An 11,090-nucleotide genomic window follows, 5' to 3' on the forward strand; every position below is an offset into this window, starting at 1 on the left:
TAACGATATATTTTATCAAAAAATGCTTAAATTTCTCAGTCCAATGTGTTTTTGTAGGCTTTTAGCGTCAGGGCGGTGACTACAAGCACGATTAGGCAAAGCGGGGCAAGGTTTGGCAAAACATCGGCAAATTGCGCGTTTTTTAGCATTATCGCGCGACAAATTCGCAAAAAATATGTCAGTGGGAAACACTGTCCCAAAAACTGTGCCCAGCTTGGCATGCCTAAAAATGGGAACATAAACCCGCTTAATAGCATTGATGGAAGCATTACGAAAACCGACATTTGCAGGGCTTGGGTCTGGTTTTTGGCGATTGTCGATATCAAAAATCCTAATGCCAAATTGCAAACAATGAAAATAAACGAACAGAAAAAAAGCAGTGCCAAAGAGCCTAAAATAGGCACTTCAAAGAGAAATTTTGCCATTATGATTATGAGAGAGGTTTGCACAATGCCGATGAAAACAAACGGCGTGATTTTGCCAATCATCACTTCGAGCGGGGTTACTGGCATGGAGAGCAGATTTTCCATCGTGCCTAGCTCGCGCTCCCTCGTCAGCGATAGTGCCGTCATCATAACGCCGGTAAAAATCAAAACCATGCCGATTAGCCCGGGGATTATGTTGTATCTCGTAAATCCCTCTGGGTTGAAATTTCGGTGAAGCAGAATTTCAAATGGCGGATTTTTGGTGCGCAGATGAGCCAGATTTCCTTTAAATTCTTTATTTATCACGCTTTGGCTGACCCCAGAAATCGCGCTTATAGCCGACGATACAGCCACTGGATCGCTAGCGTCTGCTTGAAGCAAAATTTTAGGATTTTCAGCGCGGATTATACCCTTGGTAAAATTTTCGCCTATATTTAGCACGAACAAAACTTTTCCCTGTTTTAGGAGCTTTTCGCCGGTTTTGTCATCTGAAATTTCGGCGACTATCCTAAAATAGCCCGAATTTTCAAGCCCACTTACAATGCTTCTGCTAAGTGGCGAATTGTCCCTGCAATTAAGCGCCATGGGCAGGTTTTTGGGGTCCATATTTATGGCGTAACCAAACATCAAAAGCCAAATTATCGGGATCGCCACGACCATGCCAAATGTGGTTTTATCGCGTCTTAGCTGGATTAGCTCTTTTTTGACGAGGGCTTTTATGCGCGCTAGCTTCATTTAAGCGCCTTTTTTAGGTAATACACGAAGGCATCTTCTAGCAAAACCTCGCTTTTTTGCCACGAAAGTTCGTGCTTAAATTTATAGGTTTGCAGGATTTTTTCTAGCCTTTGCTCATCTTCGCCACAAATTCGCAAACTCTCTCCAAACATCGCTGTGGTGGTGATTTCGTCCATGTTTTGCAAAATTTGCGCCAAATTTGCCAAATTTATTCCGCCAAGTATAAACGAAAAAAGCCCAGTTTGCCTAGCGACGCTTTTTGGCGTGCCTTTGACGACGATTTTGCCGTTTGCGATATAGACCAACTCATCGCAACGCTCAGCCTCGTCCATATAGTGCGTGCTCACAAGCGTGGTAATTCCCTCGTCCCTGAGCCTGCCAAGCTCGTCCCAAAACTCGCGCCTAGCCTTTGGATCGACGCCTGCCGTGGGCTCATCAAGCAGCAAAATTTCAGGCTTATGCAGTATGCAAGCACTAAGCGCAAGTCTTTGTTTCCAACCGCCAGAAAGTCCCCTGCTTAGCTGATTTTGTCTATCCATAAGGCCTAAGTTTGCAAGTGTTTCGTCGATGATTGTTTTCGAATTTGGGATTTGATAAATTTGGGCTACGAATTCTAAATTTTCCCTTATCGTTAAATCCTCCCAAAAGCTGAATTTTTGGGTCATGTAGCCGACTTTTTCGCGGATTTTATCGCTTTGGGTCAAAACATCGTATCCTAAAACCTGACCTTTTGCGCTATCTGGGGTCAAAAGTCCGCAAATTAGCCTGATTGTCGTGGTTTTGCCGCTGCCGTTGGGACCTAAAAATCCGTAAATTTTGCCATGCGGGACTTGAAGCGAGATATTTTTTATGAGCTCTTTGCCGCCGAAACTTTTTCTTAGCTCGCTAACATCGATTGCAAATTCGCTCATTTTATTCTCACGCTAACGCCCAAACCCGGCTTAAATTCGGTGTTTGGCGCAAAGGTGGCTTCGAGCATAAAGACCATTTTTTCTCTGCTTGCGACGCTGTAAATCACGGGCGGAGTAAATTCAGCGCTTGGCGAGATATACGAGATCACGGCTGGTTTTTCGCCCTCGCAGCCGTCGCACGAAACTCCGATTTCATCGCCGATTTTGAGCTTTGCAAGGATTTTTTGTGGCACAAAAAATCTGACCTTGATATTTTGCGGTTCTAAAATCGATAAAACCGGGCTATTTGCGCCGACAAATTCGCCTTTTTTGAAATAAATATCGTAAATTTGACCGCTGTGTTGCGAGACGGCTGTGTTTTTGGCAAAGATTAATTTTGTTTTTTCTAAATTTTGCTCAGCAATGGCGATGTTTGTTTTTGCGATTTCGATTTCATCGTCTCTTGCGCCAAGGTTAGCTGTTTGTAACACTGCCTCGAATTCCGCGACTTTGGCTTTTGCAGTGTCGAAATTCGCAGATTTTTGGTCGAATTCGGATTTGCTTATGGTGTTTGATTTGAAAAGTTTTTGCGCTCTAAAAAACTCTTTTTGTGCGTTTTCGAGTGCAATTTTAGCGGAATTTAACTGGGCATTTAAGGCAGAGATTTCGCTTTGTCTTTTGCCCTTGATTAAATTTTCGTAGTTTGATTTTGCCTTATTTACTTCGTTTTGGGCGATTTTGACATTTGCTTCGCCAAGACCCTTATCTACGCAAAAAAGTTTATCTGCGGGAGAAATTTTTTGCCCTTTTTGCACATAAATTTCATCTAAAATCCCAGAATTATACGGCGAAATATAGGTAAATTCAGCCTCTATATAGCCATTTAGTAGTTCTTGCGAGTTTGCAAACGAAAAAAAGAAAATTAGCAAAAAGAAATTTTTCATAAAATACCCAAAAATTGAAATCTGGCGATTATATCAAAAGAAAAATAAAATTTATATAGGTTTTCTTGCCAAAGATTTTAATGATTAAAAATTATGTAGAAAAAAAGTGGTGTCCTGCGTTGGATTCGAACCAACGGCCCCCTCATTAAAAGTGAGATGCTCTACCGACTGAGCTAGCAAGACACGGATTGTAAAGTAAGTGGCGCGATGGATGGGGCTCGAACCCACGACCTCCGCCGTGACAGGGCGGCATTCTAACCAGCTGAACTACCATCGCACAAGTGGTGGTCGCTATAAGACTCGAACTTATGACATCCACCTTGTAAGGGTGGCGCTCTACCAACTGAGCTAAGCGACCATTTATTAAAAATGAAGTGTGATTATATATCGATTGATATTAAATTTCGCTTAAATTGGAGAAAAAAATCGAATTTTTTGCTATACTCACGCAAAGCTAAATTTAACAAGAAAGAGTTATGAGAAATTTTATACTGATTTTATTTTTTTCATTGCGATTGTTTGGGTATTCGCACGCAGATATTGCAAATTCCATCGCGTATGTCGCCACAAACGAGGGCGTCAAACCCGAAATTTTATACACAATCGTAAAAATCGAAAGCGATTTTAACCCCTTTGCGATTTCATTTCTCACAAATAAAGCAAACGCCGATTATTTCGCCACCCTAAGCAGTCCAAATGCGCGAATTCGCACGAGTAATTACAGCCTAAATCGCTCCAAATGGGTCGTGGCAATCCACCCCATAAACGAAGCCTACGCAATCCAAATCGCAAAAGAACTCTACGAAGACGGCTTTCCTATCGATGTGGGACTTGGGCAGCTAAACGCCGTAAATTTCGACAAAAGCGAGATTGATTATATCTTCAACCCCGTTTATAATCTCACAAAATGCGCCAAAATCCTGCGCAAATGCTGGAACGCCAAAAACAAAAACATAAAAGACACAATCGAGTGCTATAATTACGGCATGCGCAAACGCTACTCCAACCCCTACTACAAGCGATTTTACGAGCATTACGAGAAGATGTTTGGCAAGCCGTATTAAGATTAATTATTAATTAAATTTGGTTAAAATAGCCAAAATTTAAACAAAGGATAGAAAATGATTTTAATCGCAGGACCTTGCGTCATCGAAAGCAAAGAGCTAATTTTCGCGGTGGCTGAGAAGCTCCGCAAATTTCACGAAATGGACGGGATCGATTTTTATTTTAAAAGCAGTTTTGATAAGGCAAACCGCACGAGTATCGCAAGCTTCCGCGGTCCGGGGCTTAAAAAGGGCTGCGAAATACTAGCCGAAGTGAAGGAAAAATTTGGATTTAAAATCCTAACCGATATCCACGAAAGCACCCAAGCTGCGCCTGTGGCGGAGGTCGCTGATGCGTTGCAAATCCCGGCGTTTTTGTGCCGTCAGACTGATTTGCTCGTAGCTGCCGCTAAAACAAAAGCGGTAGTAAATATCAAAAAGGGGCAGTTTCTCGCACCGCAGGCGATGAATCACAGCGTGAAAAAAGTCCTTGAAACGCGTGGCGTAAAAAGCGCAGGTTACGAGGCTGCCAAAGAAAACGGCGTGTGGCTGTGCGAGAGGGGAAGCACCTTTGGATACGGAAATCTCGTCGTTGATATGCGAAGTTTCCCGATAATGCGCGAGTTCGCGCCCGTGATTTTCGACGCGACACACAGCGTGCAAATGCCAAGCGCAAACGGTGCGACAAGCGGTGGCGATTCTAAATTTGTGCCATATTTAGCAAGAGCGGCGGCGGCTGTTGGAGTCGATGGGTTTTTCTACGAAACACACCTAAATCCGTGCGAAGCACTTTGTGATGGTCCGAATATGCTAAATTTGGACGAATTAGAAAAAAATATAAATGAAATTTTGGCGATTAAAAGGGCTTTGAATTTTGAAATTTAAAGGGGTTGTAATGCCTAAAACAATTTATATATTTTATATACTTTTTGCGATTTTTTTGAGTGGTTGTGGTGCAAAAGGCGCGAAATTTGAGCATTTTGTCGAACCGCAAAATAATAATGCCGTAGTTTATGTTTATAGACAAACAAGTGCCATGGGGGCGTTGGTGCGCACTACGGCTTACTATGATAATGGAGATGGTGCGAAAGAAATCGGCACGATAAGCAACGGGGCGTATGCAAAAGTCGAAATTCCTGCAAATATACAAACGAAAATTTATGTTGGTATCCCTGAGTGGGGCGAAACAATCGTGGCAAAAGTTGGGGAGACTTTATGTTTCAAATATGGCTTAAAAGAAAATGGCACTGTTTTCAATGGATATACCTATGCGCCGATTTACACGGCGTTTCTTTATAGGGTAGATTTGCAAACTTGTAAAAAAGAGATTATAGAGACGCAACTACACAGCAAATAGCTAAATTTCGGCAAATTTCGCCTTTAAATTTGCCGAAATTTTTAATTTTATTTAGAGTAAAAGCAAAATTTAGCAAAAAAATAGTATAATTCATGTTTTTTGAGCTTTTCGTCTAGCGGCCCAGGACGCTACATTCTCAGTGTAGAAACGCGTGGTTCAAATCCCGCAAGGCTCGCCATTTGCACTAAATAATCCGTCTTCGCCCAATGTGTAAATTTTATCCGCCACGGCACCTATAAATTTCTCATCATGGCTCACGATAATCTCGCTAAGATCGAGGTTTTTGAGGATTTTTGCGACGCGCGATTGCATAGCAAAATCAAGCCCAGTCGTGGGCTCATCGAGCAAAACTATCTCAGGCTCGCACACAATCACCCCAGCAAGTGCTACGAGTTTTTTCTCGCCGCCGCTTAGATGATACGGCACGGCGTCCCTTAAATGCGAGATTCCAAAGCGCTGCAAAATCTCATCAACTTGGATTTTTATCTCGTCTTCGCTTAAAATTTTTCGCGGTTTTATGTGGTGATTGTGCGGCGTGGTGAAAATTTCGCTGGAATTTTCGCTGGAATTTTGCTCTAAATTTTCGCCCGAATTTTTACGGAAAAATTTTAAAATTTTAGCCTTTTTTGCGCCCCCGTTTTGCCCCTTTTTTATCGCTTCGTTTCGCGCCCTAAGCCCAAATGCGACATCGTCAAAGACATTGGCGCAGATGAATTGCTCGTCGGAATTTTGAAACAAAAATCCGATATTTTGGCGAAATTTCGCAAACTCTTTGACGCTAGAAATTTTTTCGTGAAAAATCTCTATTTCCCCGCCACTAGGCGCTCTTAACCCGCACAAAATCTCCAAAAGCGTGGTTTTTCCGCGACCATTTTCGCCCAAGATTACGATTTTTTCCTTGTGCGCGACATCTAAATTTAGCCCCGCAAAAAGGGTTCTATCGCCCATTTTCGCGCTTAAATTTCTAAGTTTTACCGAACAGCTCAAATTATCTCTCCAAGCCTTGCAAAAAGGCAAATTAATACAAAAAATAAAAATCCGATTTCAAGTGCGCCAAATTTCTCTTTGGCGAAGAAAAATTTCCCGCTAAATCCGCGCGTAATCAGGGCGTTTTGCAGATTTTCTGCCCTGCCTAATGCCCCTAAAATTAGTAGCGCGACGCAGTTTGCGTAGGTTTTGTAGCTAAAAATCGAACTTTTCGCCCTAAATCCACGCACCAAAAGCACGGTTTTTTGGCGTTCTAACTCCGCGCGCAAAAACGCGATAAATTTCACGCAAAAATAAAAAATCGATGAAATTTTATCCCCAAGCCCTAAATTTCGCACCCCGCGTGCCAAAAAATACTCGTCCCTCTTCCAAAAAATCAAAATCGCAAAAAGCATAATCAAATTTGCTCGAAAAAATACAAGCAGTGCAAAGTGCGAATTTTGCGCTATTAGCGCGCTTAGTATCATAAAAAATACAAAAATATTTAAAATCGCAAGTTTTTTAAAAATCTCTTTAAAATCGGCAAAATTTAGCGCCAAAAGAGCCAAAACCGGCAAAAAATAGCTAAGATAAATTTTGCCCCCAAGTGCCACAAAAAAGCTATAAATCACAAAGCAAAGTAGGCTAATTGCGGCGTTTTGGCAGGGGTTAAAAGTTTTGATTTTTGATCCTTATTTGCGTTTTTTCATGGCGTAGAGTGCGCCAAAAATCGCGAAAATTATAGCCAAACTAAGCGCAAAATTTAATAAATTTTGGTTTGATGAATTTTTTGGTTCAAGCGAATTTTGCAAAATTTCGCTCGAATTTTGATCTAAATTTTGGCTTTGCAAATTTTGCGAATTTCCACCTAAATTTTCCACTTTAAAATTTATTTTTTTTGCATGACCTGCGCCGCCGTAAATTTCGATTTCGTATTCCCCAGCGCCCAAATTTAGACTTAAAACGCCAGTTTTATCGGTTTTTGCTTCCAGTAATACTGCGCCGTTTTGGCTGATTTTCACATCGCAGTTTTGGCAGGGCGAATTGCCGTAAAAAAAGCTTTTTATGCGCACATTTTCCCCGTCTTGGCTGGCGAAAACTTTGAGCGAGTGAGCCGGGGCAGTATTTGCCAAAACTAGCGCAAACAGCGCAAAAATAAGCCTTTTCATAGCAAAATTTCTTTTTTTACGCGCACGATAAATTTCAGCGCAAACAGCGCGATAATCCCCTCCAAAACCGCCAAAACTGCCGATTCTAGCGAGATTAGCGTGATGATTGTGTAAAATTCCTTGCCACTAGCAAAAAGGATTAAATCCAAAAGTAGCGTTGAGATGAGTATCGGCACCGCTCCTGCTAGGAAAAACGCCGTCGTGGCGGGCATTTTGGCGCCTCTCCACACGCGCACAAACACTGCGCCCAAAACGGCTGGAAAGCCGATGATTGCGGTATTTACGCCCAAAATCGTAATCCCGCCAAAGCCAAAGAAAACCCCTTGAAGCATAAGCCCCACAAATATCGCTAAAATCGCGTCAGCACCCAACACTGCGCCGATTAATCCGCCCAAAATCAAATGCACGGAGCTTGCGCCCACTGGCAAATGGATAAATGAAGCGATGAAAAAAATCGCGCTCATACACGCTACTTGCGGGATTTTCTCCACTTTTAAGCGGTATGCGAGATACGCCACCACGGGCGCACTTATCGCCCAACCTGATATTAAAATTTCGCTTGGTAAAACGCCTTCGCTAATGTGCATTTAATGTCCTAAATTTCGTAATTTTAAATGAAATTTTGCCCAAATTCGAGCTAAATTTATGGGCAAAATTTGCGCCAAATTTCTCGCTTAAATTCATACTAAATTTCGTCTCAATTTCTCCGTCAAATTTCACGCGCAAAGCCCTATTTTTCGTAGTCTTTGGTCTGCACCCAAAGCACCGCGCCAAGCTCGACGCCGTATTCCTTGCCCTCGTGCGTGATTTTTTCGTCATCGTCGATTAACGCCGCAAAGCCCCAATGCCCAGATAAAGGCATCGTAAAGCAAAATTCTCCGTTTGCATTAGTTTTGAGGACCTGCGTGATATGATCCTCGCTAGGGGCTTTTAGGGCGGATTTGTTGTAGTATTCGACCTCGACTTCTACGCCTTTTGCGGGCTCATTTTTGTATAATACTGTCCCGCAAAACGAGTTGCCCGCATACAGACCAAATGGGCGCGTAAGTGGCACGATTTCGGCTTTTAGCCCCACTGGCTCGTCCCAGCCCTCGCCGTATCCGTAAGCGTCGATTACGGTTTTTGTCTGGTGGCGGATAAATTTTCCCTCGGCTGGTTCGAAATATGGCTTAGGATCGAAGTAAAATTGATAAATGCCCGGTTCTTTTACCTCAAATTCGGCTGTGTAGTAAGCGTTTTCGCCCTCTTTTTGCGCTTTTAAACTATCCAAAAACGGCTTTTTCTCGCCATTTATCCAAATTTCAGCCACATTTGGAATTTCTAAATTCATACGATTTTGCTCGAAAGGGTGAGTAAATTCATAAACCAAATTTAGCTTATTTTTGGCTTCGTCTTCGATAGTATCACTATCTGCCAAAACTACGCCAAAGTGCGCAAATGACGCAGTTGCGGCGCAGGTTAGAAGGGATAAAATTTTAAATTTCATATTCGCTCCTTGTGAAAAATTTCGGTTTCGTAATATTACAGAATTTAGCTTAAAATAACACTAAAAATTTTTAGATATTATAAAATTTTGCTTAAATTTGCCCACTTTATATTTTTAAAGTAAAATTTCGCTAAAATCCAAAAATTTTTATTTCACGGAGAAAGATATGATAAATTTACGACTAATCGAAACGAATTTTGACGAATTTAATAAAAAACTAATCGCCAAAAAAGTCCCCGCAGACACTCTAAAAAGCCTACTTGACGCTTACAATGAGTTAAAAGAAAAAAAGACAAATTTGGAAAATTTGCAAGCCGTGCAAAACGCCAAAAGCAAAGAAATGGGCGTAATCGCGCGAAATGGTGGCGACGCCAAAGCCCTAAAAGCCGAGCTTGACGCAAACAAAGCAAAAATCGCAGAACTCGGCGCAGTGGTCAGCGAGTGCGAAGAAAAGCTAAATAGTGTGGCAGCCGTCGTGCCAAATATCATTGATGATGATGTCCCATTTGGCGCAGATGAAAACGAAAATGTATGCGTAAAAACCGTGCTAGAACCAAGGCAATTTGACTTTACGCCAAAAGAGCATTTCGAGCTAGGCGAAAGCCTTGGTTGGCTAGATTTCGCTCGTGGCGTGAAGCTTAGCGGTAGCCGTTTTACCGCACTTCGTGGCGTGGGCGCGAAGCTAAATATGGCGCTGATAAATTATATGATTGATTTTAACAATAGTCGCGGTTTTGAGCTTGTAAATATGCCATTTTTGGTGCGTGATGAGATACTTTACGGCACAGGACAGCTACCCAAATTCAAAGACGATCTTTACAAGGTCGATGATGACGAGCTAAATCTCTATCTCATACCAACTAGCGAAGTTACGGCGACAAATTTATTCAACGATGAGATTATCGAAAGCGCGAATTTACCGATAAAGCTTACGAGTTACAGCCACTGCTTCCGCAAAGAGGCAGGGAGTGCTGGGCGCGATACTAGGGGCATGATTCGTCAGCACCAGTTCGAAAAGGTCGAGCTTGTGGCGATTACAAAGCCAGAAGATAGCGCAAAAATGCTAGATGAAATGGTATCTTGCGCTAGTGATTTACTATCTTCTTTGGGACTTCCGCACCGCCACATGGTGCTTTGTAGCGGAGATTTAGGATTTAGTGCGGCTAAGACAATCGATCTTGAAGTATGGCTTCCTGGACAAAATAAATATAGAGAAATAAGCTCGATTTCAAATTGTCGTGATTTTCAAGCTAGACGCGCGAAAATTCGCTATAAAGATGAAAATAAAAAAAATGCGTTAGTGCATACGCTAAATGGCTCATCTTTGGCAGTGGGGCGCACTTTGATAGCTGTGATGGAAAACTATCAACGCGCTGATGGCACTATCGAAATCCCAAAAGTTTTAGAAAAATATATGTAAATTTTGGCTTTTCGCAATGACACATAATCTGTTACCCTAAAATACTGCGCCGAAATCTTATCGTCATTGTAAGCGAAGCAAAATTTACTTTATTTTGTCATTGCGAAGAGCAAAGCGACGAAGCAATCCAGGGAATTTTTTAACTCTTAATTTGTCATTGCGAGCGAGTGTAACGAGCGTGGCAATCTATGACTTTAAAATTCCTTGCGCTAAATTTGCTGTCATTGCGAGCCTAGCGTTGCAATCCAGGGAAATTCAAAAAAATTTTAATTCGCAGAAAAATTTATCGAAATTTAAAATTCATAAAATTTTTGAAATTCAATTGAAATTTTACTGGATTGCTTCGACGGCGTTGCCGTCTCGCAATGACACGAATTACAGCGTCTGGTAATTTATGCTCGTAGATTGCCACGAATTTTGCTAGCGCAAAATTCTCGCAATGACAGATTGGACAAATTTCGCTCGCTATTGTCATTGCGAGGAGCATAGCGACGAAGCAAAACAAGCGTAGCGGTGGCGTGCGTAGCACGACAGGTTGGGACGAGCCGTAGGCGAAGTCAATCTACGAATTAAAATCACCGAACGCCAAATTTGCATTTTTTCGTTTGTAAATTTGCGTGCAAAGAAATTTGCCCAAATAACAAAAATAAAAAAT

At 41.9% G+C, this 11,090-nt stretch carries 13 protein-coding genes and 4 tRNA genes; 5 read left to right on the forward strand and 12 right to left on the reverse strand.

The features are described 5' to 3' along the window. Positions 1 to 35 precede the first annotated feature (35 nt). From OFO01_RS07975 to OFO01_RS08000, 6 genes are all read right to left on the reverse strand, one after another. The gene (locus OFO01_RS07975; RefSeq protein WP_270859666.1) at positions 36 to 1,160 is read right to left on the reverse strand and encodes an ABC transporter permease; all 1,125 of its coding nucleotides are present in this window, start codon (positions 1,158 to 1,160) and stop codon (positions 36 to 38) included. Next, a complete protein-coding gene (locus OFO01_RS07980; RefSeq protein ID WP_270859665.1) occupies positions 1,157 to 2,071 on the reverse strand; it encodes an ABC transporter ATP-binding protein in 915 nt (304 codons plus the stop codon). Before OFO01_RS07980 ends, OFO01_RS07975 begins: the two co-directional genes overlap by 4 nt. Beyond that, entirely contained in the window at positions 2,068 to 2,994 is a 927-nt protein-coding gene (locus OFO01_RS07985; protein WP_270859664.1) for an HlyD family secretion protein, read from the reverse strand. The genes OFO01_RS07980 and OFO01_RS07985 overlap by 4 nt, the downstream gene beginning before the upstream one ends. A gap of 107 nt (positions 2,995 to 3,101) precedes the next feature. Beyond that, positions 3,102 to 3,177: transfer RNA gene (locus OFO01_RS07990), tRNA-Lys, on the reverse strand. A gap of 17 nt (positions 3,178 to 3,194) precedes the next feature. Then, positions 3,195 to 3,271: transfer RNA gene (locus tag OFO01_RS07995), tRNA-Asp, on the reverse strand. A gap of 5 nt (positions 3,272 to 3,276) precedes the next feature. Continuing rightward, positions 3,277 to 3,352: transfer RNA gene (locus OFO01_RS08000), tRNA-Val, on the reverse strand. Between the two features lie 118 nt (positions 3,353 to 3,470). Here OFO01_RS08000 and OFO01_RS08005 point away from each other — a divergent pair. The 4 genes from OFO01_RS08005 to OFO01_RS08020 all read left to right on the forward strand — a co-directional run bounded on the left by OFO01_RS08005 (position 3,471) and on the right by OFO01_RS08020 (position 5,572). Beyond that, positions 3,471 to 4,058 (forward strand): transglycosylase SLT domain-containing protein, encoded by a 588-nt coding sequence (locus tag OFO01_RS08005; protein WP_270859663.1) that lies wholly within the window; start codon positions 3,471 to 3,473, stop codon positions 4,056 to 4,058. Between the two features lie 57 nt (positions 4,059 to 4,115). Further along, positions 4,116 to 4,922 carry a 3-deoxy-8-phosphooctulonate synthase gene (kdsA, locus tag OFO01_RS08010; protein WP_270859662.1) on the forward strand — a complete coding sequence of 269 codons (807 nt, stop codon included), beginning with the start codon at positions 4,116 to 4,118 and terminating at the stop codon, positions 4,920 to 4,922. 10 nt (positions 4,923 to 4,932) lie between these two features. Further along, a complete protein-coding gene (locus OFO01_RS08015) occupies positions 4,933 to 5,394 on the forward strand; it encodes a hypothetical protein (protein ID WP_270859661.1) in 462 nt (153 codons plus the stop codon). Positions 5,395 to 5,495: 101 nt separating this feature from the next. Further along, positions 5,496 to 5,572 (forward strand) — tRNA-Glu (locus OFO01_RS08020). Here OFO01_RS08020 and OFO01_RS08025 read toward each other — a convergent pair. Genes OFO01_RS08025 through OFO01_RS08050 form a run of 6 tightly spaced genes read right to left on the reverse strand, consistent with a single transcriptional unit; the run spans position 5,551 to position 9,015 of the window. Then, positions 5,551 to 6,342 carry an energy-coupling factor ABC transporter ATP-binding protein gene (locus tag OFO01_RS08025; RefSeq protein ID WP_270859660.1) on the reverse strand — a complete coding sequence of 264 codons (792 nt, stop codon included), beginning with the start codon at positions 6,340 to 6,342 and terminating at the stop codon, positions 5,551 to 5,553. The two genes, OFO01_RS08020 and OFO01_RS08025, sit on opposite strands and share 22 nt — an antisense overlap. Positions 6,343 to 6,377: 35 nt before the next feature. Then, entirely contained in the window at positions 6,378 to 7,043 is a 666-nt protein-coding gene (locus OFO01_RS08030; protein WP_333720422.1) for an energy-coupling factor transporter transmembrane component T, read from the reverse strand. Between the two features lie 9 nt (positions 7,044 to 7,052). Next, positions 7,053 to 7,529: a hypothetical protein gene (locus OFO01_RS08035; RefSeq protein WP_270859659.1), complete on the reverse strand. Its 477-nt coding sequence runs from the start codon at positions 7,527 to 7,529 to the stop codon at positions 7,053 to 7,055. Continuing rightward, positions 7,526 to 8,116 carry a cobalt transporter CbiM gene (cbiM, locus tag OFO01_RS08040; protein ID WP_270859658.1) on the reverse strand — a complete coding sequence of 197 codons (591 nt, stop codon included), beginning with the start codon at positions 8,114 to 8,116 and terminating at the stop codon, positions 7,526 to 7,528. The genes OFO01_RS08035 and cbiM overlap by 4 nt, the downstream gene beginning before the upstream one ends. Beyond that, positions 8,106 to 8,249, reverse strand: coding sequence for a hypothetical protein (locus OFO01_RS08045; protein ID WP_270859657.1), 144 nt, complete (start codon positions 8,247 to 8,249; stop codon positions 8,106 to 8,108). Before OFO01_RS08045 ends, cbiM begins: the two co-directional genes overlap by 11 nt. A gap of 10 nt (positions 8,250 to 8,259) precedes the next feature. Beyond that, positions 8,260 to 9,015: a DUF4198 domain-containing protein gene (locus OFO01_RS08050; protein WP_270859656.1), complete on the reverse strand. Its 756-nt coding sequence runs from the start codon at positions 9,013 to 9,015 to the stop codon at positions 8,260 to 8,262. A 166-nt stretch (positions 9,016 to 9,181) separates the two neighbouring features. Between OFO01_RS08050 and serS the strand changes: the two genes are divergently transcribed. Continuing rightward, positions 9,182 to 10,435 (forward strand): serine--tRNA ligase, encoded by a 1,254-nt coding sequence (gene serS / locus OFO01_RS08055; RefSeq protein WP_270859655.1) that lies wholly within the window; start codon positions 9,182 to 9,184, stop codon positions 10,433 to 10,435. Positions 10,436 to 11,090 lie beyond the last annotated feature (655 nt).

This window comes from Campylobacter sp. JMF_01 NE2 (assembly GCF_027737365.1).
GTDB lineage: Bacteria > Campylobacterota > Campylobacteria > Campylobacterales > Campylobacteraceae > Campylobacter_B.

Bases quoted from the DNA above. Each gene is read 5' to 3' on its own strand.
- OFO01_RS08025 (WP_270859660.1), bottom strand. From the start codon at position 6,342: ATGGGCGATAGAACCCTTTTTGCGGGGCTAAATTTAGATGTCGCGCAC.
- OFO01_RS08035 (WP_270859659.1), bottom strand. From the start codon at position 7,529: ATGAAAAGGCTTATTTTTGCGCTGTTTGCGCTAGTTTTGGCAAATACT.
- OFO01_RS07985 (WP_270859664.1), bottom strand. From the start codon at position 2,994: ATGAAAAATTTCTTTTTGCTAATTTTCTTTTTTTCGTTTGCAAACTCG.
- cbiM (WP_270859658.1), bottom strand. From the start codon at position 8,116: ATGCACATTAGCGAAGGCGTTTTACCAAGCGAAATTTTAATATCAGGT.
- kdsA (WP_270859662.1), top strand. From the start codon at position 4,116: ATGATTTTAATCGCAGGACCTTGCGTCATCGAAAGCAAAGAGCTAATT.
- OFO01_RS07975 (WP_270859666.1), bottom strand. From the start codon at position 1,160: ATGAAGCTAGCGCGCATAAAAGCCCTCGTCAAAAAAGAGCTAATCCAG.
- OFO01_RS08050 (WP_270859656.1), bottom strand. From the start codon at position 9,015: ATGAAATTTAAAATTTTATCCCTTCTAACCTGCGCCGCAACTGCGTCA.
- serS (WP_270859655.1), top strand. From the start codon at position 9,182: ATGATAAATTTACGACTAATCGAAACGAATTTTGACGAATTTAATAAA.
- OFO01_RS07980 (WP_270859665.1), bottom strand. From the start codon at position 2,071: ATGAGCGAATTTGCAATCGATGTTAGCGAGCTAAGAAAAAGTTTCGGC.
- OFO01_RS08005 (WP_270859663.1), top strand. From the start codon at position 3,471: ATGAGAAATTTTATACTGATTTTATTTTTTTCATTGCGATTGTTTGGG.
- OFO01_RS08015 (WP_270859661.1), top strand. From the start codon at position 4,933: ATGCCTAAAACAATTTATATATTTTATATACTTTTTGCGATTTTTTTG.